Genomic DNA, 23,821 nt, shown 5'->3' on the forward strand with positions numbered 1-23,821 from the left:
CAGCATTCGCTGGGTGTCGTGAATACGAGAACGTTATAGGAAATATCCGCAAAAAATTCAAGAAAGGAAGATTTCGATGGAAATTCAAGAAATCAATCAAAAATTAATAGAAACTAGAGCCGAATTACTAAGAATTCTTAATGGACTGAGTGGAGATCAATTAAACAAACGGAAGGACCCACACAGTTGGAGTATTGGTCAGGTATGTCATCACTTAAGTAAGACAGAAGAATTATATGTCCTAGCAATAAAGAAAGGGTTAAAGAGCAATGAAGATTCATTTATAGAGAATAAATCATTAGAATTTCTACTAGGGTCTGTACGCAAACCTATTTAAGCCATAAACGAATAGAAAGCAGCGTTAAAAAAGCCATGAACATGTTCGCTGTTTTTTCATAGCGAGTAGCCAGGCGTCGATAGTTTTTTACTTTGTTGAAAAAGCATTCGACTAAGTGTCGTTCTTTATACGTCTCTGAATCTAGCGGACGCTTCACCCGCCGATTGCGTTTGCATGGGATCACCGGAGTAATGGCTCGGCTTTGCAAAAGCTCCAAAATGGCATTAGTATCGTAGGCGCGATCCGCTAACACTTCTCTTGGGCATACGTCCAGTTCATGAAGAAGGCGATAGCCCGTGACCGAATCGTGGTCTTGTCCTGGCGTCAATTCGAAACGCAGCGGATAGCCAAGCGCATCCACCATCGCATGAATTTTGGTGGTTAATCCTCCGCGCGAACGTCCGATGGCTTGCCGATCCTGCCCCCTTTTGCGCCCGCTCCATGCTGATGGACGCGGACGATGGTGGCATCAATCATCACTTGCTCCCAATCGGGTTCGATGGCGACATGCTCCAAGATTTCATTCCAAATATTCGCTTTTTGCAACCGCCAGAAAAAACTATAGGCGGAAGACCAAGGACCATACGTACTCGGTAAATCTCGCCATGGCGCTCCCGTTCGAGCAACCCATAGCACGGCATTCAGCATCTGACGCCGATCTTTGGGCGGACGTCCTCCTTGTTTTTTTCGGGCCGGGGGCAGCAGGGGTTCAAGGATATTCCATTCTTCATCTGTTAACTCATATCTTCGTCTCATATTCCTTATTTTACTAGATTTTTACGAGTTGTACAGTTTGCATACAGGCCCTAGAGGAAAAGAAAAATAAAATAATTAATGAAATGCAAAAACAGATTGATAGTGCATATGAAAGAAATCAACTAAACTCTTTGAATACATTTCAAAAATTTGTTTTATTATTCGTACAAGTAATAGATATATATGCCGGGATGTTTGGATATCTCACAGGTAAGAAAACTGTTAAAAGTACACCAACGTGGGCCATCGAAGCCTTGAAAATAGATGATTGGGAAGATGTTGAACGAATTGAACATGATGTGATGAAAAAAATAGAAGAGGATAGATTTCTTAAAAGAGCATTTTTAATAAATAAAGATAAGCTAAAAAGAATTATAGATAAAATAAATTTGCAAAGTGAGTTAGGAAGTTCAAACGAATTAAACAAAGGATTTACTTTAGCTGCTGGAGAAACGTTAACATTCCCTTTTAGTTTCATGGCGCCCCACTTATTAAAATCAAAAGTTGGCGAAATGCAATTTAAAACAAGTTACAAAGAGTCTGAAAATGGTACTGCTATTAATAGTTCTATAACTCAAAAAATAAAAATATATCCGTCTGCATTTGCTGTACCTACAGGAAGTATGCTTGAATCAATTTGTGGGTATCTTATTAAACTTAGTTTAATATCAACAATAGTCTTACTCAAATCAATTGGAGTTCAATGTCAGGAGGTATACTATTAGGACTGTTAGTTGCATTAGTAACAGCTAGGAAATCTAATACTACCAAAGCAATTACCGTTGAGGATTTTTTAGGTGGTTTTATTATAGGATCACTAACAGGATTGTTCAGTGAAAATTTCCTTGATAAATTAAAAATCTTAATTCAGTAACTCGAAGAAGACGCCAACATCTTGTAACATAATATTCACGCTGCGGGCATACGCCCTGGGTCCGGCAGAAGGATTTCGGAGAAGCCGGACACACCTGGCATTCGCTAGGCGTCGTGAATACAGAAACGTTATATGAAATCGACGATATTATTTAAGAGGTAAACACAATGAAGATAATAAAAAATAAAGAAGAACTTGAAGGCACTTGTTATATTGAAATTTTGCCAGGTAGATACCTTGGTCAATGTTGGAATGATACTTCAATCTTTTTGACCGAAGAAGTATTTGGTTTTATAGAGAAATCAATTGAAAGTGAATATCCTACTTATGATCACTATGCTTTTAATGAGATTCAAAAGGAAGTTTGGTGGAGGATCCTAGGGAGATTAGAAAGAGTAATAAATCTTCTTGAAGGACACCACAAAATGAATACACTTAAAGAGCATATTGGCTTTTTCTTTGGATGTAGTAAAGATGAGTTTATAAAAGACTATGAAAATAATATTGAAAAACTGAGAGAATTAATTAACGAATTTCAAACATGGATTAAAGAGCAATTGAAATCCCAAAATTATATTTCAGTATTAGGCATCTAGCTAATTCGAGGAAGTCGTCGATTACACATAACATCTTATTTACGCTGCGAAGCCTGGCGACTTCTTGGTCCAGCCGAGGAATTTTCGATGGAGTGGATCTAGGCGGACAACCCTGCGATCCTAACCGCGTCGCGGCCGCCCCCGTTGGGGCTTAAGGTTCTCGGGTTCGTGAATACAGAAACGTTATATAATAGAAATAAAAAGCAATATGGATCAAGAAAAGAATGTAGAAGAAAGCAGATAAGAACGCTTGTGCGCAGATGTAAATGCAGGTAAAATATAGATACAATTGAATCTTGGGTGGGTATGGTTTCCCTTCGAAAGGAGGTGAAACCATGGAAGTGAAAGATGCGATGACCCTTATGCTATTATTCGGAACAACATTCATTCTTGCACTTTTAACATACATCAATAACAACAAGAGAAAGTAAAAACCCACCCCAAGGTTGACCGCCAAAGGTGGGTTTTTATTCCGAGAGCTTTAAGAAGGGATAAACCATCCAAGCCAATTGTACTGACCAAGTGTTGACGCACTTGGTCTTTCTTTAAGAATATGATAACACATGAGAAAAGATGAATCAAAGCTAAAATAAATAATTGAAGTGAAAAAGGACAGGTTAGTAAGCAATCTCGAAGAAGCATATCCATCATATAACATAATATTCAAGCAGCGGCCCCTGACGGCGTCTGGGTCTGCGAGATGGATTTCCGGGAGGTATTTAAGCAGACAACCCCTTCGGGGGTCATGAATACAGGAACGTTATTCGCAACCCTGCAAAATCTTATGAAAACATGCAATATAGAATAAAGGTGGACGTAGATATTAAATAAGGAGTTAATTATATGATCATTAAAATGTCACATACAAATAGTAAGGATTATAACAAGCCTAATGAGGGCTTAATTGTTTATGGGAGAATTGTGCCAAAATACGAGAACGATATTTGGACATATACCGAAGAGCTTTTTTCTGATCATTATAATAAACAATATGACAATGAAGATATCGACATAAGCTATATCGATGACAAAAACAAAGCTGTTTATTTTTATTATGACGATGTTAACTGTATTGGACAGATCAGGCTTCGTTCTTATTGGAATGGCTATGCTTTTATAGAAGATATTGCAGTTGCAAAAAAATGGAGAAAAAAGGGTGTTGGAACAGCGTTATTACACAAAGCAATCGAGTGGGCAAGGCAGCATAACTTCATTGGTCTTATGCTTGAAACGCAGGATGTTAATGTTTCTGCATGCCGTTTTTATGCTAAAAACAATTTTGTTATCGGTGCAGTCGATAATATGCTATATTCTAAATTTCCGACAGCAAATGAAAAAGCAATATTTTGGTATTTCAAATTTTGTGGATACTAGAAATGTAAAACTCAAAATGTCGGGCCAAGAGGTGGATTTAAATATCTAAGTTTTGAGTATACAGATTCAAATGGGATAGGGATTCAATATTCAAATGGGTTCAAACAGGAATCCCAAAGAATAATCGAATATTTTAAAGAGATGGATTATTCAATTGAAGAGAGATTGTGGAAGTAAGTTCAGGATTATTCAGGATGCGGCTAACGGCAGATAACATAATATTCATGCATCGGGCATTCGCCCTCGGTCCGGAATTGAGGGATTTCGGGGAAGCAGTATCAGCCGGACACCTCGGCATTCGCCGGGTTCATGAATACAGAAACGTTATATGCAACCTGAAAGGCAGGGAAAACATAGAGGAAGAACAAATGTGTAAGCGCCGGGTGCCATTTCGGCGCTTTTTGTTTAAGGCAAAGGGAAAAAGACATTTAAGAAATAGGAGAGAAGAAAGGTTAAAACCAGAGGATCAACAAGCCCAAGATTCGGTCTAGGAAACAGGAAGCACGAAGACACTTCGGGCAAGGCAAATGGAGAAAAAGAAAGGATAGAAAAGAGATTTTAAAAAAAGAACAAAAGATAGGAAAACATAGAGAAGTGCTAAAAAAGAGGTTGTGAAAAGACAGAGAGAAAGCATAAAATTAAGGAAGGAAAAGATCGAATAAGATTAAGAGAATCTGGAAAGATACAGGCAGCATATAACATAATATTCACGCATCGGGCATACGCCCTCGGTCCGGCAGGGGGATTTCAGGGAAGAAGAGGCAGCCGGACACACCTGGCATTCGCCAAGCGTCGTGAATACGGGAACGTTATAAGAAATTGGTGCAAAAAATAGGTGACGATTAAAAAATTAATGGTTATTTAAAGGAGTTCTTAAATATGCCTATACCAGAGTTTACAAAGCAAGGAAATTTACCAACTGGTATTATTAGATGTAATGGATGCGAATTTATTGAGAGATTTTGTAGCAATGATTATCGAGAATCTTATAAAAAAGCTATAACTGATATATTGGATTTTTCAGTTGAAACAGGCGCGGGGTGTCTTTTTTTTGGAGGGTCTTTTATTACGGAAACTTCTTCACCTCATGATATTGATTGCTTGATTTTATATGCAAAGGATGAATACATACCGCCAAGAGGAGAAAGATTGAAAATAGGAAATATTAAATTAGATGTTATGTTTGCTTCATTGGAGCATAAGTATATTGCTGATTCTTATGTTTATTTATTTTCTAAAAATAGGTACGGGGCTGATGTAGGTGTAATTCAAATTGATTTATATGATGAAAATAATGAATGGGAGATAGTACATCCTGGTTTTAATGAATATGAGATAATTAAAAGAGCATATATAAATAGGCATATAGAGGAACTAAATGAACATAAAGGTGTCTTAGTTACTATTCATGGATTGCTTAGTCATGCCGAATGGAATAAAGATGTTGCACCAATTTCAAGTAGTCAAGGCTGGATTTTTGCTCCATATATCTATAATTATCAAACTCCAAAAATATTGTTTAATTCAAATAAAAGAAAGGAAATAGTGAACAATTTCCGAGAATGGATTTATGATCTAAGAAAAAGATTTGATGAACCAATTTCGATTATTGCACATTCTTTTGGTACATACATTTTAGCTGCTTACCTGGAGGGTTTTGAAAAACCACCTGTTAGTTTTAATTGTGTTATCCTTACTGGTTCCATCATTAATACTAATTTTAATTGGAATAAACATTTACTCTCTAATGTATCGAGGGTACTGAATGAAATTGCCCCCAATGATCAATGGGTTAAATTTATGCCAAATACAGACTATAAAAAATTAGCCGGGCTAGATATTTTATTTGGTAAATCAGGAGTTATTGGTTTTTTTAATAAATTTAACTCACTTATTATAGAAAGTACAAATGATATTTTTGATCATAATAATGTTATCAAGAGGGATATTATCGAAACAAAATGGATGCCTTTCTTGGATGCTAACCAATATGCTTATAGAACTGATCTATTTGAATTGATGAAATATAAAAGAGAACTCGAAGACGGCACCAACATCTTATAACATAATATTCAAGCTATGGATCCTTACGGAACCTTGGTCTGCTAGATGGATTTCGGGAAGCTACTTCAGCAGACACATCCGACATTCGTCGGACGTCTTGGATAAGAAAGCGTTAGGTGAAATTCAATTGCAACCAATTTTGTTGGAGGGATATTCATGGGTGAATTATTTAAAAGAAATCCAGATATTAAAAAGAATGCATTTCCGAATTGGAGAAGAAGCAACTATTCCAGTTGGGAGTTTAAAGTTTATTCAGAGATGTACAAAAAGAGTGGAGATTTATTGATAGATTCTGTTGGTGATAACATTACTAACAAGGCTGATGAAGTAATCATTCCAAGCATTTTCTTATACCGCCATGCAACTGAGTTGATACTAAAGGCTATTCTTTTAACCCACTATTTAATGGACAAAAGTATGACAAGAAAGAAAATTCAAGAAAAACTGAAGGGACATAGTTTACAGACTTTATGGAATAAAACAGAGAACATACTTCAGGAATACTTAAGTGAGGCTATTAAGAAAAATAGAACACCAATAATAATAATGAAAAATGCTATTGAAGATTTAGAGCGTATTGATTCATCTTCTATGATGTTTAGATACCCATTTGATAATGAATATAAAGAGGCACAACTTATAGGTAACAAAGAGCATAATTACGGTATTGATTATGAACATCTTAAACTAAGCTTTAGTGAGGTATACAATTATTTTGAAGGCTGCTTCCATACTATTTATAACAAGTATGAAAACTTAGAAACAGTACCTATTTTGTGAGTGTAAGCAATGAGGAAGTGAACAATCACCTAACATAATATTCAAGCTGCGGCTCTTATGGAGCCTTGGTCTGCGAGCTGGATTTCGGGGAGGGATTTCAGCAGACAACCCCTTTGGGGTTCATGAATACAGAAACGTTATCAGAAAGATCAGCAATTCTATTTTAAACATTGAAGGAGCACTATATGACGACTATAGCACTGATAAGGCATGGTAGCACCAGTTGGAATAAAGAAGGACGAGCACAGGGTAACTCTGATATTTCGCTGGATCAGGATGGGATTAATCAAGCAAAACTTTTAGCAACGAGATTAAGATCAGAAGATTGGAATCATATTTATTCAAGTACTTTAGCAAGAGCAAAGCAAACTGCTCTTATTGTAGGGAGTGCTATCGGAGTAGATATTCGCCTTGATGATCGTCTTCGGGAAAGGTCCGGAGGATTGATTGAAGGTACTACTGAAGAGGAACGAATAGAAAAGTGGGGAACAGGTTGGAGAGAATTAGATCTTGGACTTGAGCCAATTGAGATAGTCCAAAAGAGAGGTGAAGAATTTTTAGAAGAAATAATGATGAAGCACCAAGGTGAAAAGGTGTTGGTGGTTTCTCATGGTGCCTTAATTCAATTTAACTTTATCAATTTAGTTCCTGATTTTCCTACAAAACATTTTGGCAATACATCAATAACTATTTTAAAGAAAATAGATAATCAATGGACATGTGAACTGCATAACTGTACAAAACATCTTGAGGGTAATATCAAAGAAGGCTGATCCATCTGATAACACCATATTCAAGCTTCGGGGCATTCGCCCCTCGGTCCGGCAGAAGTTAGAAGTATATTCGGGGATGGATTTTCAGTAGCGAGGAAGCGGAATCAGCCGGACACATCCAATCGACTAAGTGCGCTGACGCGCACCTGGCAGCTTCGCTGCCTTAAGTCGATAGGACGTCGTGAATACGGGAACGTTATCGGAAAGATATGCAATTTTAAAAACCATTGAGGAGATGTTTCAATGAAGATAATTAGCGGAGTTGTTGATGCAACTGCAACTGCATATTTTTTGTCGTACAAATGTTTAATGAATAAACACTTAGAAGAGTGTGAATATAATAGCGATTATTTTTCAGCTTATTTTGTCCCTGCAATTACTACAGCAGCATTTTCATGTGAGCTTGCTCTAAAGAGTATTTGTCAATCTCTCAATGGAAAAGCACCAAAAGGTCATGATCTATATAAACTTTTTAAGACGCTTGATGAATCTACTCGAAAAGATATTATGAATCGAACGATTAATGCGTACAATCTTAAATCTGAAATTCTTAAAGTAGACGATCGAATTGATGAGAATAATTTTAACAATTTATTAACTTACCACAAAGATTCTTTCACTATATGGAGATATTTTTATGAAGGTAGTCCGAGTATAGATTTAGATTTTATTGAGGCATTAATGTTCTGTTTGAATAAGATAGAGGACGATTATTCAAGTTACATCATTAACCAGTTATCGATAAGGGCAAAAAAGATTATTAAGACAATCTAGAGTTTATTCAGGAAGGCATATCCATCCGATAACAAAGTGTTCACGCATCGGCGGACAAGCCGCCTTGGTCCCGGAAGAGAAGTCGGAGAAGTGGTTGCCGGGACACATCCATTGACCCAACCGCATCACGGCTGGACGAGATCGTGCTAGCCGCACGACTCAGGCTGCTTAGGGTGAATGGACGTCGTGAACACAGAAACGTTAGACGAAATTATTTCAATTTTTAGGAGATTACATGACATAATTCAATTTTATTCAATATTGGACAATGAATTTTGATTCATTTCAAAAATATAAAACATTATTAGAATACGTCAATGATGAAGATGCGTTAAGAATCCATACAAATAAGTTTGGGTATAGGGTGGATGATAATGGAGAGTTATTTAAGATACCTCTTGATGACGAAACAAGGGGGGATTGGCATTCTTTTACTAAGAATGATCTAAGTTCAATGATAAATTTTATGAATAATCAATTAATAGTTTATATGGCAACAATTATCGAAGCATCGATCTCTGATTTTTTTAAGTGTTTATTTCAGAAAGAACCTAACAGATTATTGTTGTTACGGGATAACCCTAATTTAGGATTTTCTCTTCAAGACTTTCTGAAGCATGAATCTAAACAAAGCTACATATCAGAACTTTCAAACAGAGCAGCCAATTTTTACAGCTCCGGACATATTAGAAATGTGACTAAAAAAATCCGTGAAGTTTCTGGATTGGTTTTAGAAGAGGAAGTTCTCAAAATACTTACTGAAGTTTCACTACTTCGTAATGAAATTGTTCATGAAGGTAAAAATCATGAAATAGATTTAGAGAAATTAGACAATTTTTCGAATGTAATCGAAGAATTTTTAAGAGCAATAGGAAAAAAATTATCGGAACTAGGAATTGAAATTATAGATCCTGCTGATTTTTTAGGATTATTTTATTTTTGAGGGGAAGTTCGAAGATGTTGAAATAACTTCGCCTAACATAATATTCAAGCAGCGACTCCTCACGGAGCCTTGGTCTGCTGGATAAATTTCGTGGAAGCAGATTCAGCAGACAACCCCTTCGGGGTTCGTGAATACAGGAACGTTATATGTAATTGAGGCAAAACTGACTATAAAAAATATGGAGGAATTGCAGTTATGGGAATTTCAGTATTTTTAAGCTATCCAAGACCATATCTAAAAAGACAAGAAGAATTTATTAATCTAGTCATAAAGTATTTAGAAGATAGAGGTTTCACACCTAGGACATTGGGAATAACGGATTATGATATGAATGCACCCCTAACGGCTATACGTAGGCTAATGCTTGAATCAAATGGTCTTATAACAATTTCATTTAGAAGAGCGCTTATAGAGAAAGGAACAGGAAAACCTAGTAGCGATATTGGCCAGTCAGAATATGATCTATCAAATAAATGGACGACAAGTCCCTATTGTCATATAGAACCAGCTATGGCCTTTCAAATTGGATTACCAATATTGATACTTAGAGAATCTGGAGTAATAGATGATGGTGTGTTGGAGAGAGGAGTGACTGGGTTGTATCTGCCAGAATTTGATCTTGATAAAATGCCCAACATTTACCTTGAATCAAGTGAATGGAGACAGATTATGGGACAGTGGGAAGGGAATGTACGTAAAGTGCTTGAAAATAAAGGATGCCCTCCTAAACTATATTAATATTTGAGCATTTCCATGAGGGCTCTCAACTACATATAACATAATATTCAAGCAGCGGCTCCTTTGGAGCCTTGGTCTGCGAGAAGGATTTCAGGGAAGCATTTCAGCAGACAACCCCTTCGGGTTCATGAATACAGGAACGTTATCAGAAATACTCAAAACTGGAATAAAGAAAGAAGGTCAATAATATAAAAATAAACGAATTGATACCACGAGATAAATACGATTTTGAAAGAGTAGAGCAACTAAAGAAAAAACCAATGGAGAAATTAAAACCTATCTTACCAGGACTACTGGAATGGCTACAAGATGGAAACTGGCCGATTGCTCAACCGATAGAAAATGTATTGTTGAATTTCGAAGAAGAATTGATACCCTACATTAGGGAAATATTCAGTACGAATGATGGATGTTGGAAATACTTTTTATTACATGGATTAATAAGAAAACTGCCCGATCCATTATACATTGAAAGAGTTGAAAGCTGATCTAAATAGAATGCTTAATGCGCCCACAGAAGATGAAAAACAAGAAGAATTAGATGACATACTAATAGAATTACTTGAGAGAGTTGGTAGCTAACTCGAGAAGACGAGTACATCTGATAACATATTATTCAAGCAGCGGCTCCTGACGGAGCCTTGGTCTGCGAGATGGATTTCGGAGAGGCATTTCAGCAGGCAACCCCTTCGGGGTTCATGAATACAAGAACGTTATCTGGAACAACCGAAATCATAGACACTTAAGTAATGAGGTGAACACCTTTGGATGGACACCAGATAATGTTACAACTAATTTTATTCTTTCATTTATTGCTGCTTACTTTATTTCAGATAAATTAACTAAACCTAATAAATGACTAATTGGTAAACACCTGAGCAGCGAACAAAATTTATATTAGAGGAGGTCACAGGATGAACAAGCATAGTGTTTATGAAACAAACAGCTTCTATTGGGATACAAAAGGAAATGACTTTTTAGGAGCAATCGTGCTTCCTTTTTATGGATCATTTGTCTCAGAAGAAAAATGCCAACTTTTTGGCGATGTCTCAGGAAAAAAGATGTTAGAGATAGGCTGTGGAAATGGTCAATCCTTGCAATATCAGGGGGATCGCAAAGCATCTGAACTATGGGGGGTGGATATATCAGAAAAACAAATTGAGAAGGCAAAACAACATTTGACGGCGTGTGGTCTTTCGGCAAAATTGATCTGTTCTCCCATGGAAGAAGAATGTGACATACCTGTAGATTATTTTGACTTTGTTTATTCGATTTACACCATAGGCTGGACAACCGACCTAGAAGGCACTTTTTGTCGAATTGCTTCTTATTTAAAAAAAGACTGCGTTTTTATTTTCAGTTGGTCTCATCCTATACACAAATGTGTTGTTGAAGAAAATAATAGATTTGCTTTTAACAAGTGTTATTTCGATGAATCTTGGTATTCGGTATCTCCTGATTTTTGTCAAGGCGCGCTAACCTTATCTGACCGTAAACTATCAACCTATATAAATGCGTTGGCGAAAGCAGGGTTTGTTATTGAACAAATGATTGAAGAAACCGAGAATGAAATCATACAATTGCACGATGAAAATAATGATTTCGTAAAAAGAGCGAAGATGTTTCCTGTAACCTTCGTTATCAAAGCAAGAAAACTTTAAAATTACTGAAGAAGCCCAAAATAAGTGAGTTAGTGGCTCTAAGGAGGGCTGACATCAGATAACATTATATTCACGCATCGGGCATACGCCCTCGGTCCGGCAGGAGGATTTCGGGGAAGCGGGGGCAGCCGGACACACCCAGCATTCGCTGGGCGTCGTGAATACGGGAACGTTATAAGAAATTAACGCAGACAGAAATTTAAAGAGTTTATGGGGGCTTTACATGAAAAACAAAAAACTCAAAATAGATATTGTAGCAGATGAACAGATTGTAGGCAGTACACAATACACTATTTCCGTAAATGTAACAAACATATCAGGTAAGGACATTCATCAATTAGATGTTTTTCCTACACATACGATTGGTCAACAATTAACTTCATTAAATGAAATTGAAAATGTGGAATTGTCTGAGCTAGAGGAAAAGAAAAATAAAATAATTAATGAAATGCAAAAACAGATTGATAGTGCATATGAAAGAAATCAACTAAACTCTTTGAATACATTTCAAAAATTTGTTTTATTATTCGTACAAGTAATAGATATATATGCCGGGATGTTTGGATATCTCACAGGTAAGAAAACTGTTAAAAGTACACCAACGTGGGCCATCGAAGCCTTGAAAATAGATGATTGGGAAGATGTTGAACGAATTGAACATGATGTGATGGGAAAAATAGAAGAGGATAGATTTCTTAAAAGAGCATTTTTAATAAATAAAGATAAGCTAAAAAGAATTATAGATAAAATAAATTTGCAAAGTGAGTTAGGAAGTTCAAACGAATTAAACAAAGGATTTACTTTAGCTGCTGGAGAAACGTTAACATTCCCTTTTAGTTTCAAGGCGCCCCACTTATTAAAATCAAAAGTTGGCGAAACGCAATTTAAAACAAGTTACAAAGAGTCTGAAAATGGTACTGCTATTAATAGTTCTATAACTCAAAAAATAAAAATATATCCGTCTGCATTTGCTGTACCTACAGGAAGTATGCTTGGATCAATTTGTGGGTATCTTATTAAACTTAGTTTAATATCATCCAATAGTCTTACTCAAATCAATTGGAGTTCAATGTCAGGAAGTATACTATTAGGGCTGTTAGTTGCATTAGTAACAGCTAGGAAATCTAATACTACCAAAGCAATTACCGTTGAGGATTTTTTAGGTGGTTTTATTATAGGATCACTAACAGGATTGTTCAGTAAAAATTTCCTTGATAAATTAAAAATCTTAATTCAGTAACTCGAAGAAGACGCCAACATCTTGTAACATAATATTCACGCTGCGGGCATACGCCCTGGGTCCGGCATGCGCCGGACACCCAACATACGTTGGGTCGTGAATACAGGAACGTTAAGTGAAATTTTTATTGAAAGCCATAAGATTAAATAAATGATATAATACTACCAAAAACGCTTGGAGGGATTAAGGTGAAGTGGCAAGAAGTACAACAAATCTTTCCGAATCAATTTGTGAAGTTCGAAATTCTTCATTCTGAAGAGAAAGATAATCAAGAATTCATAGATGATGTTGCTGTAATTGGCCCCGTGAGTGATGAAGAAGCGACAAAAGAATTATTGAATAGCAAAGATAAGACCTTGATTTATCATACTTCTAAGGATCGGGTTATTGTGAAAGTTCGGAAGAATGTTGGTCTAAGGAGATATCTATAGATGAAAATTGAATATAGAGATGGATTGTTATTTACGGAAATAACGATTCATTATAATGGACAGAAGAAAGTAATAAATAATGTAGTTACTGATACGGGAGCAAGTCATACGTTGATTTCACAGGACGAAGTAGATGATATTGGAATTCGAGTTGGCTTAGAAGATGATATTATAACAAGTTATGGAATTGGAGGTAAAGAACACGCGTTTACCAAAACGATAGAAGGGATACAGGTAGGAGAATATATCTTAAGGGATACCCAATAGACTTTACTTCATTTAGATTTCATAATATTAACGGATTATTAGGGTTAGATATATTAATAAAGGGCAAATTCAATGTTGATCTAGAGCACTTTGAACTCCTACGTTAATGAAGCTGGAAGTTTTTAGTGGGTGTTTCAGGGAAGGATAGAACTTCACTTAACATCATATTCAAGCTGCGGCTCTTAACGGAGCCTTTGGTCTGCGGGAAGGATTTCGAAGAAGAATTTCAGCAGACAACCCCTTCGGGGTTCATGAATACAGAAACGTTAGGTGAAATTATAGCTAATGGATATAAAATAAGAGGGGGCATTATCTCATGATAAGAAAAAGTTGTGTTTTATTAATATGTATTGTATTAATGCTATCTGTAATGTTGATAGGATGTAAAAGAGCTGAATCCAATGCAATTGGTGGAACTCCAAGTCTACAAAATAAATCTATTAACCAAACTCCTTCTGATGGATCGACTGAAATAGCAAACCCCAGTCCTGAAGTGATTTCAAGTGCTGATCTTGATGTGATCTACAATGGTTTAACTCTGAATAATAAAACTCCGTTGGAAGATCTAACATCAAAATTACATATTCCAATTGGTGAAACAAATGAGAATATTAGAATTAGGGCAGCGGGTGAAGTTAATGGAATGTCTTTTGATTGGTATCAAGTTTCCTACCCCGATAAGGAAAATGAAGAATTGAGATTCGACTACTTATATAATGCAACCCTTAAATCAGGCCGTATTGTTTCAATAAATCTGATTAATGTGCCAACAAAACGAGGCATTTTTGTTGGCGATACTATTGAAAAAATTAAATTTACTTACGGTAAAGATGTTGCCGAAGAGCCTCAAACTCAAACAATAAGTGATATTAGTTTTATGGTAGATAATTATGAACTTACATTCACTATATTGAAAAACACAGGGAAAATATCAGGAATTTATATTGATTTTGATACGAACAAAGCAATGGAAGAATCAGATATTCCCAATTTAGAGGATCGTGCCTGTTAATGAAGAAATCAAAGATTGTAAGGAACTCAAAGTTGGCAATAATTCCACCTAACACCGTATTCACGCTTTGGGGCATTCGCCCCTCGGTCCGGCAGAAGTTAGAAGTATTTTCGGGGATAGATTTTCAGTAGCGAGGAAGCGGAATCAGCCGGACACATCCAATCGACTAAGTGCGCTGACGCGCACCCGGCAGCTTCGCTGCCTTAAGTCGATAGGACGTCGTGAATACCCGAACGTTAGGTGAAATCGACTAATGATAAGGAGACATAAATAATGAGTATTTCTTCGAAGACTAGAAAAATGCTTTGGGGACGTGCAGCAAACAGGTGTGCTTTATGTCGAATGGAGTTGGTCATGGATGAAACTGAAACTGATGATGAGTCAGTGATTGGAGACGAATGTCACATTGTAGCAAGAGAAACCGATGGGGCGCGTGGAGAATCGATACTTAATTCAGATGAGAGAGACCGATATAGGAATTTGATTTTATTATGTAAAATACATCATAAAGTTATTGATGATCAGCCAGGAGGTTACACCGTTGAACACTTAAACAAAATTAAAGAGACACATGAACAATGGGTGAAAGATTCATTAAGTATTGATAATCAGAAACAACGAGATGAAGAGATTTATATGACTTTTATTGATAAATGGTCTGATTTATGCGATTTAAATAATTGGGAAGCATGGACATCATGGTTAATCGGAGCAGGAGGTAGCTCTATATCAATTGAAATGGAAGCTAAATTACAAGGAGTTAAGACATATTTATTTTCTCGTATCTGGCCTACTGTATACCCAGATTTAAAAGAATCTTTCGAAAACTTTCTTGAAATACTGAACGACTTTTTATCTGTTTTTCATAAGTATAGCGAAGAGAGAAATGACCACTATTACACTGAAAGGTTTTATAGCACTAAAGAGCACACCGAAGAAAAATATAATGATTTGCTCAATAAATATAAATTCCATGTAAGTTTAGTTCAAGATTTGATTGTTGAATTGACGAGAGCTGGGAATTATATATGCGATATGATTAGAAGATTCCTTACGCCGTCTTATCGTATGGAAGCAGGTTTTCTAATTGTACAGTCCGGTCCTCATATTGATATGAATTTCAGAATGCATCGCCCACAGTATAGAGAAGAAGAAAAAACAAAGAAGCCTTATCCAGGTCTTAATGAATTTAAAAAAATTAGAGATACAAGAGATATTAGCTTTGGTCCTGGAATTAACACAGAAAAGACTCATCATTTTTAGAAAATGATTAAGTATACTTTGTAGAGGTTTCGACTACACCTAACATAATATTCACGCTGCGGACATTCGTCCTTGTTCCGGCAGTCGCCGGACACCCAGTATAGGCTGGGTCGTGAATACTAGAACGTTATCTAAAAGATCTGCCCCAGAGAGAGTGAAAGTATTACATTCGCAACGTCCTGTTGCTCGAAGAAATTATACAGATTCATGGGTGGTGTTTTATGAATTCAGGATTTCATGGGAATATATTCGCAGTAATAATAGCAGTGGAAAATTATCAATTTAGAATCAAGACAGTTGATTATGCGAGGAATGATGCAATAGCATTTCAACAATGGCTTATAAATAATCTTAAAGTACCTCAAGAAAATATTAAGCTTTGGCTTGATGTTGATGCGACAAAATCCGCGCTTAATGAAGAACTTCAATATGAGATATCAAATCTTACTGAAAGTGATCGATTTATTTTCTATTATGCTGGTCATGGATTTTATGATGGAGGATATAACAAAATAACAACGTGGGACACTCACCCCAATAATATACAAGAAACTACTGTTTCACTAAACCGAATATTAATGGAGCCACTAAGAAACTCAAGATGTAATCAATGTTTGATATTTATAGATGCATGTGCGAGTTATATTGGTGAGCAATTAGTTAGCAGAGATTTTATTGCTGATATGAATACCAAAGAGTTTAGCGATTTTGTGCGATCAAGCAATTATAGAGCTATGTTTCTGTCATGTTCACGTGGAGAGAAATCGTACGGTAGTCCAGAACTAGGACATGGAATATGGACACATTTTCTGATAAAGGCACTAAATGGAGAAGCCCCCGAAGCAGTTGAACATGAACGATTTATTACTAGCACATCATTGCAGAATTATTTAAGCAAAATAGTTCCGGATTATATTAAATCTAGTACAGACATAAGAGGAACTCAAAAACCATGGGCCGAAGTCTCTAGCTCAAATACATTTATTATTTTTGAAGTTTCAGGAGCTAATTCTGAAGGAAGTAATAATTATATTGATTTTATATTTATTCCTGAAAGACTTATTATTGATTTTGAAAATGACTTGATAATTGCTCATCTTAGAGGTCTCGAGAATGATGGAAGACATTTTCCAATGTATGATTATGAAGGATTGAAAGAAATAGATGTAGAGGCGTATTGTATAAGGATTAGTAAGGTTAAGAATGAAATAAGAAAGATATTAGAAGAAATTATGGATTTTCTAATGGAGTACGAGTGGGAGGAAGAAGTTATATTTGAGAGAAGTGATGATAAATTCAACCTTAGTGCATTTCTTTACGAAGATGACAAAACGAGAGAAATAACTGTTTCTCTGGGGCTATCCTTGAAAATTTCAGGCCTACACCCAATGGGTGATACAATATTTGATTCTGAATTCGACGTTGCTAATGATGAACTTAAAATATATACAGATTCTAGTGATTACAATTTAGAGGAAGTAGAGATTCAAGAAATCTTTTCGGATTGCTGGGATGGAATTAGAAGATATTTTTTGCTTGAAAAGGAAATTGAAAAAGAATTATTAAATGAAATTGACGAGTAAATAGATATTCAGTTGAAATATATTATAACATTAGTAATTAAATGTGGGTCAACGTCCTGTCTTAATTCGGAGATGTGGGGCAAATTCATCAGATAACAACATATTCACGCTGTGGCTCCTGGCGGAGCCTTGATCTGCCCGAGGCATTTCGAGGAAGTGAAGTCAGGCAGATAACCCTGCGAACCTAAGTGCAAGCGGACCCGGCCGGTCAAGCCGGCCTTAAGGTCCTCGGGTTCGAGAATACAAGAACGTTATGTGAAATTAGGGCTTAAAATGAAATGATAGCTCATGGTATATTTTTCTATATAGTTAATATCTTAAAGCTAATAAATTTTAGTAGAGAACAAGGAGAAGAGAGATGTTTGGAACTATAATAATGGACGCGTATCATCGTAACGAGATGCATTAAATAGCAGAGGCTCTTGATGATTTATGCTCACCAAATGATAGTTATGGTTGGGCATCTTCTGGTATATATTGCTATTGGAACTACTATACACAAGAATTATACTATATCGGTTTAACTGTAGATTTAACTGAACGTTTTAAACAACATAATGGATTAATTCCTGTAGATTCTTCTATATGACTTGCGGGCTCTTCATGATTTCATCCATAAACTGCCCTACACGCAGACGGATTTCGGCAACGGTGGAATAGAACACCATTGTTGATGACACTGGATTTAAGCCATTCCAGAGTCCTTCCACGATGTTCAGTTGAGGACTGTAAGGCGGCAGAAACACGAATCCAAGCCGATTTTTTTTGTTCGTCCCCAAAAGGTTGTAGCAGCTTCGCATGATGAATTCGGGCGTTATCTAATACGATGACGATATTCCCTCAGGGTATACCTCAAGAACTTTCTGAAGACATGCTAAAAAGGTCTCGGCGGTATATTGTTCGTCTTCTTGCCAAACGATCTGCCCTGTCGCATAGTCTACCGTAGCCAGCAACTTGACACCACGGTGCTTGCCCGTCGTTTGGATGATTCGCTGTTTGCCTCGGAGAAACCAGGTTTTCTGAATCGCTTGGTAGTCTCGAATCATCGATTCATCTTCAAACAGCAGATGATCGATTTCGTCATTCAACAATCTTTTTTTAAATCGGGAAACGTCGTTTCGGTAAACGGGCGTTGCTACTCATGATCTACCGTTGCGAGGGTATAGGTCGGTTTGGTGTAGCTGAGTCCTAAGTGTTCCATCACTTTGGAGATGCCACGAAGCGAGTAGCGGTGGCCCCATTCTCGCTCCACATACGTGGCGATGAGCTCAAGGGTCCAGTTGTAGTTGGCCGTGAAGCCGACCTCGTGGGGCACCGAATAGGCCACCGTTTGTTTCAACCGATCCTGCTGTTCCTTCGTCAACCGAGAGGGGGCACCCGGAGAGTGCTTGAGCTGCAAGGCAGCCCGCCCGCCGTTTTTGTACGTATGAATGTAATGGCTCAAGGTCATTCGATTTCGATTCAGAATGTCAGCGATCACCGTCATGGATGTACCTTTCAAATGCAAATAGATGGCTTGATAACGTTCATACATTCGGCGTTCTTTAGCTTGTTTCATGACTTCTACTACTTTTTCCAGTTCATTCTGCTTATTCATGACGTTCCCCACTTGTCCGATTTTTTGATCTGTTTCATATTCGACAAATGGTTCATTTTCCCTGCAACGTTTGCTATGAACTTTAATTCAATCTATATAGACAATTTTTTTGTGGTGTCTCTGCTTGTACTTGTGTGGTCACTTTAGCCATTACAAAAACTGCACCTCCAATGTTAGATGGTGTCTAACAATTGGGGTGCAGTTCAGAGCTATAGTTGCTTAGGCAGTTTAATTGCTTTTAGAACCTGTGTATCCGTTGAGAATGTTTATTTCTCCCCGGTAGCCACCGGATTTTCCTCATAGCTAATCCAATCGCTCCAGCTCCCCGGATAGAGTCTCACATTACTAAATCCTGCCTCATTCAAGGCCAGCACATTCGGGCAGGCGGATACGCCTGAGCCGCAATATACGATGATCTCAGCGTTCTGATCGAGGTCTGAGAAATGCTGTTTCAACTGCTCTGTGCTTTTAAATGTACCCTTTTCGTCCAAGACCTCTTTCCAGAAGAAATTCACCGCACCTGGGATATGTCCCGCTGCTTGATCTATGGGCTCTTCCAGTCCCAGGTAGCGCGGTCGCTCTCTGGAGTCGATCAATATAGGTGAAAAACCGATATGGGAGCCAGCGGGAAACGAACCTTCGGAAATACGGTGTACTTCTTCCATACTTGTGAGCATTTGTGGCTGAAGGTTCGCTGCAAAGGTCGAGGGAATGCGAATCGGCTGGTCTGCCGTGACTGGGAACTTCGCTTCTTTCCAAGCGCTGTAGCCTTCATCCAGCACATACACCTGCTCATGACCCAAATAGCGCAGCAGCCACCAGAAGCGGGAAGCCATCATGCCGCCTTGATCGTCGTAGGCGATGATGCGTGAAGAGGCGTTGATTCCGGCGCGACTCAGGCGCGCAGCAAATGTGTCAGCATCCGGTAAAGGATGCCGTCCGCCATGTTTACTCAGAGGAGCCGTGAGGTCTTCCTCCAGGTCGAAGTGAACAGCCCCCGGAATATGATCCTCATTAAATTGAGCCCGCCCCGCTCCGGCTTGTCCGAGCAGAGAACGGCAGTCTGCGATGATGATATCTGGCTCATATAGTCGAGCTAACAGCCAGCGTTTGGATACGATGGATTTCATAAGGGATTCCGCCTTTCCTTTTTATCATTGAGATCATTTAATTGAGTACCGTTCATGAAAATGGGGTAAATAAGTGAGGAGCCCGTCTTAAGGGGAAGCTCACTGGCAGGCAATTCACTTTGGTGGACAACTTGCTTCTTGAAATCCGTTCCGTACCGGATAAAAATCCATACCCCGAACAGGATGAAGAATCCTGCACCAAATTGTAAGGCAGAGCGCGGTTTGTGCCTGTACGGAAAAACAAAAAAAGAATCGAGCATGACAAGGATCGGCTCCAATGTCATAATAACGGTAGAACTTGTGAAAGCTTCGTCCAGTTACGGAGTAAGAATAGTGCGTGTACGCTTCCTTCCATCGATATCTCGAAAATTAGGTTTAGTACAGCCCATTATACCGTACCTGACATCCGCGTGGAATTATGATTTTTCTAAAATCCTGAGAATATAAAAAGCGGGAGCAGGAGGAAGGATTATAAGTATGAAGCTGCGTAGAACTTTTGCCGCACAAACTCGTCTATTATAGTGGAGGTGGATTTTATGAAAAAAAGCAACACATTTTCAATCATACTGTTAACTGTAGTAGCAGCGCTGGCTCTGTCAGGCTGTGGAACGAAACCGCAAACCAATAATACTGCACCTCAAGGGGCAGACCAACCGCAAACGCAACAGCCACAAGTGAAATCGGAGCCGATCGCCGAGCCGGAGGCCAAAAAGGGAACAGGTGTGTACAACGGAGCTGCTGACCCGCACACGGTTGAAATTGAAACCAATGGTGAAGCCCGATCTTTCCAGCTGGGTGACGGACTAGACACGGTGGTAGCCGGACTTAAGGAAGGCGATTCGGTCGCATTTGAATACAACGAAAAAGCAGTGGAAGGCGACGCGACTGCCAAGCAACTGATTTTGACGAAAATTGAAAAAATAGAAGCTGGCGGCACGCAAAACGGCAGCTCCAGTCAGGCAGTAGGCGGTGAACGCTCGAAAACGAAAGTTTTTGAGCTTGGCCTTGAAGGGAAAAAGGAAAAGCAGACAGCTACATTGGCAAAAGGAGAGGGATATTCACTGTATGTGTTTGACCCTATGTCCCTGTTTCCTGATCAAAACCGCGTAGCCTTGGCTGTAGATGATAACTATTACGCTGAAATTACGAAGCTGCCTTCCGATTTTAATCTGGACGAGCTTCAAAAGAAAGGCGAAAAGGATCTGTCTTCTATCGGTAAAGCGGTGAAAGTAGACAAAGCCAAAGTGCCTCAAGCGCTAACCAGCAGCCGTCTGTTCCTGCAAGCGAGCGGCTCGAAGGGTACACGTCAATATATTGTAGTGGAAAATAAAACAGGCGGCTTCATCGTGAAGGTAAGCATTCCTCAAGGCAAGCCTGCCGAAGGATTCGAATCCTTCATTTATACATCGCTGGACAGCCTGCAAGCCAACAAGTAACTCGAATCCGTAATTGCGGGACCTGTACTTTTGTGCTATAAAAGATGAGAGAATAAGATTATTCCGGCTTGCGAAGTCGTATGAAGCGATGAAGGAGTTGTTCGATTTACTATGTCCATCGAAATGAACACACAAGAAGTCATCAACGTGATTAAAAACAGCAAGAAAAAAACACCTGTTAAAGTATATGTAAAAGGGGCTTTGGCTTCCGCATCATTCGGTGAGAATGTTCAAGCTTTTATTTCCGGAGACAGCGGCGTTGTATTTGGCGATTGGGCCGACATCAAGCCTGTTCTGGACAGTGTTAATGCTAACGAAGAAGACTATGTGGTGGAAAACGACCGCCGCAATTCCGCAGTGCCTATGCTCGATCTGAAAGGCATCAATGCCCGCATCGAGCCAGGCGCGTATATTCGCGATATGGTTGGTATCGGTAATAACGCAGTCATTATGATGGGTGCAGTCATTAACATCGGTGTCACTATTGGTGAAGGCACAATGATTGATATGAATGCTGTACTTGGCGGCCGTGTTAAAGTAGGTAACATGTGTCACATCGGTGCAGGCGTGGTCCTTGCCGGTGTTATTGAACCTCCTTCTGCACAGCCTGTTGTGGTAGAAGACGATGTATTGATCGGTGCGAACTCGGTCGTGTTGGAAGGCGTACGAATTGGTAAAGGTGCAGTTGTTGCAGCCGGAGCTGTCGTAACCGAAGATGTACCTGAATACTCCGTAGTGGCGGGTACACCTGCACGTGTGATCAAACAGGTTGACGATAAGACCAAATCTAAAACTGAGATTTTGAAAGAACTGCGCGTTCTGTAAGACTGAAAAAAGAGTTTTTAAATGCACAAAAGGTGAACGATTCCTTGTCAGTGGCATGATGCATTGACAGCACAATTTAGGGACGAAGCACAACGGACAAGGCTCGGCGGCTGCGCCGGGCTTTTGTCCTTTTGTTCTTTTGTCTGATAAACCTGATAAGTTAGGAAAAGGAGGCGGATCAGCGGAATGAGCATGGTCGATTATCGTTCTTTTGTTCAAATACGAAGGGATTTGCATCAAATCCCCGAGCCTGGTTTTGAGGAATTTAAAACGCAGCAATATCTGCTGAATTATTTGGCAACGCTCCCTCAGAAGCATCTGGACATTCGTACATGGCGTACTGGCGTACTGGTGTTGATTCATGGGACGGCTCCTGCGCGCCGTTATGGATATCGCTGCGATATGGATGGCTTGCCAATTGTGGAAGAGACGGGCTATGATTTCCGTTCGACCCATCCCGGCTACATGCACGCTTGTGGTCATGATTTACATATGACGATTGGATTGGGAATTGTTTCTCACTTTGCAAACCACCCGATCAAGGATGACCTGGTCGTACTGTTTCAGCCTGCCGAGGAAGGACCGGGCGGAGCGTTGCCGATGCGGGATAGCGCCGAGCTAGCAGACTGGATGCCAGATGAAATCGTCGCCCTGCATGTTGCACCGGAATATCCGGTGGGCACGATTGCGACTCGCCCTGGTATTTTGTTTGCGAACACATCAGAGCTGTTTATCAATCTAAAGGGTACAGGTGGACATGCGGCATATCCACACAAAGCGAATGACATGGTGGTGGCGGCCTGCCAGTTGGTCGGACAAATGCAAACGGTTGTGGCCCGTAATGTGAACCCGTTGGATTCAGCGGTCATTACGATTGGCAAGATCAGCGGCGGTACCAAGCAGAATATTATTGCTGAAACAGCCCGTTTGGAGGGCACCATTCGCACGTTATCCGCCGACACGATGACACTGGTCAAATCTCGGATTGAAGCGCTGGTGCGTGGGATGGAAGCTGGATTCGAATGCCAGGCAAAGATTGATTATGGCTCGAATTATTTACAAGTGTTCAATGAAGCCAAGGTGACAGAGGAATTTATGAACTGGGTCCGTGAACGGCAGGATGTACAGCTCATTGAATGTGCAGAAGCGATGACCGGAGAGGACTTCGGATATTTTCTGGAACGAATTCCGGGGCTGATGTTCTGGCTTGGCGTCGATACGCCTTATGGCCTGCACCATGCCAAGCTGGAGCCTGCCGAGGAAGCCATTGGTGTGGCGATTCGTGTGCTGACAGACTATTTTACATGGAAATCTCAAGGTTAAATGATACGGTCTGAAATAAATATATTTAATGTAGTGAATGAAAT

At 38.9% G+C, this 23,821-nt stretch carries 25 protein-coding genes and 2 pseudogenes; 23 read left to right on the forward strand and 4 right to left on the reverse strand.

All coding sequences use genetic code 11. The features are described from left to right. Positions 1–76 precede the first annotated feature (76 nt). Positions 77–337, forward strand: coding sequence for a DinB family protein (locus ACWGOO_RS05005; protein WP_452481701.1), 261 nt, complete (start codon positions 77–79; stop codon positions 335–337). Here the strand turns inward: ACWGOO_RS05005 and ACWGOO_RS05010 are convergent. Next, positions 330–1,093 (reverse strand): IS5 family transposase gene (locus ACWGOO_RS05010; RefSeq protein ID WP_452481702.1). Its coding sequence is split into 2 segments (ribosomal slippage): positions 330–757 and positions 757–1,093, totalling 765 coding nucleotides; the frame shifts between segments, so codons are not numbered across the junction. The two genes, ACWGOO_RS05005 and ACWGOO_RS05010, sit on opposite strands and share 8 nt — an antisense overlap. An 83-nt stretch (positions 1,094–1,176) precedes the next feature. Between ACWGOO_RS05010 and ACWGOO_RS05015 the strand changes: the two genes are divergently transcribed. The 19 genes and pseudogenes from ACWGOO_RS05015 to ACWGOO_RS05105 all read left to right on the forward strand — a co-directional run bounded on the left by ACWGOO_RS05015 (position 1,177) and on the right by ACWGOO_RS05105 (position 17,466). Then, positions 1,177–1,818 carry a hypothetical protein gene (locus ACWGOO_RS05015; RefSeq protein ID WP_452481703.1) on the forward strand — a complete coding sequence of 214 codons (642 nt, stop codon included), beginning with the start codon at positions 1,177–1,179 and terminating at the stop codon, positions 1,816–1,818. 316 nt (positions 1,819–2,134) lie between these two features. Further along, entirely contained in the window at positions 2,135–2,563 is a 429-nt protein-coding gene (locus tag ACWGOO_RS05020) for a hypothetical protein (protein WP_452481704.1), read from the forward strand. Positions 2,564–2,898: 335 nt separating this feature from the next. After that, a complete protein-coding gene (gene comI, locus ACWGOO_RS05025) occupies positions 2,899–2,994 on the forward strand; it encodes a competence inhibitor ComI (RefSeq protein ID WP_452481705.1) in 96 nt (31 codons plus the stop codon). A 412-nt stretch (positions 2,995–3,406) separates the two neighbouring features. Then, positions 3,407–3,937, forward strand: a complete 531-nt coding sequence (locus ACWGOO_RS05030; RefSeq protein ID WP_452481706.1) for a GNAT family N-acetyltransferase — start codon at positions 3,407–3,409, stop codon at positions 3,935–3,937. 167 nt (positions 3,938–4,104) lie between these two features. Then, a complete protein-coding gene (locus ACWGOO_RS05035) occupies positions 4,105–4,428 on the forward strand; it encodes a hypothetical protein (RefSeq protein WP_452481707.1) in 324 nt (107 codons plus the stop codon). Between the two features lie 388 nt (positions 4,429–4,816). Next, entirely contained in the window at positions 4,817–6,001 is a 1,185-nt protein-coding gene (locus ACWGOO_RS05040) for a DUF6932 family protein (protein WP_452481708.1), read from the forward strand. A 156-nt stretch (positions 6,002–6,157) separates the two neighbouring features. Further along, positions 6,158–6,781, forward strand: a complete 624-nt coding sequence (locus tag ACWGOO_RS05045) for a hypothetical protein (RefSeq protein ID WP_452481709.1) — start codon at positions 6,158–6,160, stop codon at positions 6,779–6,781. A gap of 185 nt (positions 6,782–6,966) precedes the next feature. Continuing rightward, complete coding sequence (locus ACWGOO_RS05050) at positions 6,967–7,554, forward strand: histidine phosphatase family protein (protein WP_452481710.1); 588 nt, start codon at positions 6,967–6,969, stop codon at positions 7,552–7,554. 243 nt (positions 7,555–7,797) lie between these two features. After that, positions 7,798–8,328 (forward strand): hypothetical protein, encoded by a 531-nt coding sequence (locus tag ACWGOO_RS05055; RefSeq protein ID WP_452481711.1) that lies wholly within the window; start codon positions 7,798–7,800, stop codon positions 8,326–8,328. Positions 8,329–8,596: 268 nt separating this feature from the next. Continuing rightward, a complete protein-coding gene (locus ACWGOO_RS05060; RefSeq protein WP_452481712.1) occupies positions 8,597–9,271 on the forward strand; it encodes a HEPN domain-containing protein in 675 nt (224 codons plus the stop codon). Between the two features lie 195 nt (positions 9,272–9,466). Then, positions 9,467–10,009 (forward strand): hypothetical protein, encoded by a 543-nt coding sequence (locus ACWGOO_RS05065; protein WP_452481713.1) that lies wholly within the window; start codon positions 9,467–9,469, stop codon positions 10,007–10,009. Between the two features lie 203 nt (positions 10,010–10,212). Further along, entirely contained in the window at positions 10,213–10,497 is a 285-nt protein-coding gene (locus ACWGOO_RS05070) for a DUF5071 domain-containing protein (RefSeq protein ID WP_452481714.1), read from the forward strand. A gap of 426 nt (positions 10,498–10,923) precedes the next feature. Continuing rightward, positions 10,924–11,670: a class I SAM-dependent methyltransferase gene (locus ACWGOO_RS05075; protein WP_452481715.1), complete on the forward strand. Its 747-nt coding sequence runs from the start codon at positions 10,924–10,926 to the stop codon at positions 11,668–11,670. A 223-nt stretch (positions 11,671–11,893) separates the two neighbouring features. Beyond that, positions 11,894–12,910: a hypothetical protein gene (locus ACWGOO_RS05080; protein ID WP_452481716.1), complete on the forward strand. Its 1,017-nt coding sequence runs from the start codon at positions 11,894–11,896 to the stop codon at positions 12,908–12,910. A 188-nt stretch (positions 12,911–13,098) separates the two neighbouring features. Then, a complete protein-coding gene (locus ACWGOO_RS05085) occupies positions 13,099–13,341 on the forward strand; it encodes a hypothetical protein (protein ID WP_014282628.1) in 243 nt (80 codons plus the stop codon). After that, positions 13,342–13,715, forward strand: a pseudogene (locus ACWGOO_RS05090) (retropepsin-like aspartic protease). A 209-nt stretch (positions 13,716–13,924) separates the two neighbouring features. Next, a complete protein-coding gene (locus ACWGOO_RS05095) occupies positions 13,925–14,620 on the forward strand; it encodes a hypothetical protein (RefSeq protein ID WP_452481717.1) in 696 nt (231 codons plus the stop codon). A gap of 273 nt (positions 14,621–14,893) precedes the next feature. Then, positions 14,894–15,883, forward strand: coding sequence for an HNH endonuclease (locus tag ACWGOO_RS05100; RefSeq protein WP_452481718.1), 990 nt, complete (start codon positions 14,894–14,896; stop codon positions 15,881–15,883). A 221-nt stretch (positions 15,884–16,104) separates the two neighbouring features. Next, positions 16,105–17,466 (forward strand): caspase family protein, encoded by a 1,362-nt coding sequence (locus ACWGOO_RS05105; RefSeq protein WP_452481719.1) that lies wholly within the window; start codon positions 16,105–16,107, stop codon positions 17,464–17,466. 581 nt (positions 17,467–18,047) lie between these two features. Here ACWGOO_RS05105 and ACWGOO_RS05110 read toward each other — a convergent pair. The 3 genes and pseudogenes from ACWGOO_RS05110 to ACWGOO_RS05120 all read right to left on the reverse strand — a co-directional run bounded on the left by ACWGOO_RS05110 (position 18,048) and on the right by ACWGOO_RS05120 (position 20,193). Beyond that, positions 18,048–18,512 (reverse strand): annotated as a pseudogene (locus ACWGOO_RS05110) (transposase). Positions 18,513–18,601: 89 nt separating this feature from the next. Continuing rightward, positions 18,602–19,063 (reverse strand): helix-turn-helix domain-containing protein, encoded by a 462-nt coding sequence (locus tag ACWGOO_RS05115; RefSeq protein ID WP_452481720.1) that lies wholly within the window; start codon positions 19,061–19,063, stop codon positions 18,602–18,604. Positions 19,064–19,329: 266 nt separating this feature from the next. Beyond that, entirely contained in the window at positions 19,330–20,193 is an 864-nt protein-coding gene (locus ACWGOO_RS05120) for a sulfurtransferase (RefSeq protein WP_452481721.1), read from the reverse strand. Between the two features lie 536 nt (positions 20,194–20,729). Here ACWGOO_RS05120 and ACWGOO_RS05125 point away from each other — a divergent pair. The 3 genes from ACWGOO_RS05125 to ACWGOO_RS05135 all read left to right on the forward strand — a co-directional run bounded on the left by ACWGOO_RS05125 (position 20,730) and on the right by ACWGOO_RS05135 (position 23,777). Further along, complete coding sequence (locus tag ACWGOO_RS05125) at positions 20,730–21,629, forward strand: hypothetical protein (RefSeq protein ID WP_452481722.1); 900 nt, start codon at positions 20,730–20,732, stop codon at positions 21,627–21,629. 111 nt (positions 21,630–21,740) lie between these two features. Next, positions 21,741–22,454, forward strand: coding sequence for a 2,3,4,5-tetrahydropyridine-2,6-dicarboxylate N-acetyltransferase (gene dapD / locus ACWGOO_RS05130; RefSeq protein ID WP_452481723.1), 714 nt, complete (start codon positions 21,741–21,743; stop codon positions 22,452–22,454). Positions 22,455–22,640: 186 nt separating this feature from the next. After that, positions 22,641–23,777, forward strand: a complete 1,137-nt coding sequence (locus ACWGOO_RS05135) for an N-acetyldiaminopimelate deacetylase (protein ID WP_452481724.1) — start codon at positions 22,641–22,643, stop codon at positions 23,775–23,777. Positions 23,778–23,821 lie beyond the last annotated feature (44 nt).

The sequence above is a fragment of the Paenibacillus sp. NPDC055715 genome (assembly GCF_053617595.1).

Bases quoted from the DNA above. Each gene is read 5' to 3' on its own strand.
- ACWGOO_RS05005 (WP_452481701.1), top strand. From the start codon at position 77: ATGGAAATTCAAGAAATCAATCAAAAATTAATAGAAACTAGAGCCGAA.
- ACWGOO_RS05015 (WP_452481703.1), top strand. From the start codon at position 1,177: ATGCAAAAACAGATTGATAGTGCATATGAAAGAAATCAACTAAACTCT.
- ACWGOO_RS05020 (WP_452481704.1), top strand. From the start codon at position 2,135: ATGAAGATAATAAAAAATAAAGAAGAACTTGAAGGCACTTGTTATATT.
- comI (WP_452481705.1), top strand. From the start codon at position 2,899: ATGGAAGTGAAAGATGCGATGACCCTTATGCTATTATTCGGAACAACA.
- ACWGOO_RS05030 (WP_452481706.1), top strand. From the start codon at position 3,407: ATGATCATTAAAATGTCACATACAAATAGTAAGGATTATAACAAGCCT.
- ACWGOO_RS05040 (WP_452481708.1), top strand. From the start codon at position 4,817: ATGCCTATACCAGAGTTTACAAAGCAAGGAAATTTACCAACTGGTATT.
- ACWGOO_RS05045 (WP_452481709.1), top strand. From the start codon at position 6,158: ATGGGTGAATTATTTAAAAGAAATCCAGATATTAAAAAGAATGCATTT.
- ACWGOO_RS05050 (WP_452481710.1), top strand. From the start codon at position 6,967: ATGACGACTATAGCACTGATAAGGCATGGTAGCACCAGTTGGAATAAA.
- ACWGOO_RS05055 (WP_452481711.1), top strand. From the start codon at position 7,798: ATGAAGATAATTAGCGGAGTTGTTGATGCAACTGCAACTGCATATTTT.
- ACWGOO_RS05060 (WP_452481712.1), top strand. From the start codon at position 8,597: ATGAATTTTGATTCATTTCAAAAATATAAAACATTATTAGAATACGTC.
- ACWGOO_RS05065 (WP_452481713.1), top strand. From the start codon at position 9,467: ATGGGAATTTCAGTATTTTTAAGCTATCCAAGACCATATCTAAAAAGA.
- ACWGOO_RS05075 (WP_452481715.1), top strand. From the start codon at position 10,924: ATGAACAAGCATAGTGTTTATGAAACAAACAGCTTCTATTGGGATACA.
- ACWGOO_RS05080 (WP_452481716.1), top strand. From the start codon at position 11,894: ATGAAAAACAAAAAACTCAAAATAGATATTGTAGCAGATGAACAGATT.
- ACWGOO_RS05095 (WP_452481717.1), top strand. From the start codon at position 13,925: ATGATAAGAAAAAGTTGTGTTTTATTAATATGTATTGTATTAATGCTA.
- ACWGOO_RS05100 (WP_452481718.1), top strand. From the start codon at position 14,894: ATGAGTATTTCTTCGAAGACTAGAAAAATGCTTTGGGGACGTGCAGCA.
- ACWGOO_RS05105 (WP_452481719.1), top strand. From the start codon at position 16,105: ATGAATTCAGGATTTCATGGGAATATATTCGCAGTAATAATAGCAGTG.
- ACWGOO_RS05115 (WP_452481720.1), bottom strand. From the start codon at position 19,063: ATGAATAAGCAGAATGAACTGGAAAAAGTAGTAGAAGTCATGAAACAA.
- ACWGOO_RS05120 (WP_452481721.1), bottom strand. From the start codon at position 20,193: ATGAAATCCATCGTATCCAAACGCTGGCTGTTAGCTCGACTATATGAG.
- ACWGOO_RS05125 (WP_452481722.1), top strand. From the start codon at position 20,730: ATGAAAAAAAGCAACACATTTTCAATCATACTGTTAACTGTAGTAGCA.
- dapD (WP_452481723.1), top strand. From the start codon at position 21,741: ATGTCCATCGAAATGAACACACAAGAAGTCATCAACGTGATTAAAAAC.
- ACWGOO_RS05135 (WP_452481724.1), top strand. From the start codon at position 22,641: ATGAGCATGGTCGATTATCGTTCTTTTGTTCAAATACGAAGGGATTTG.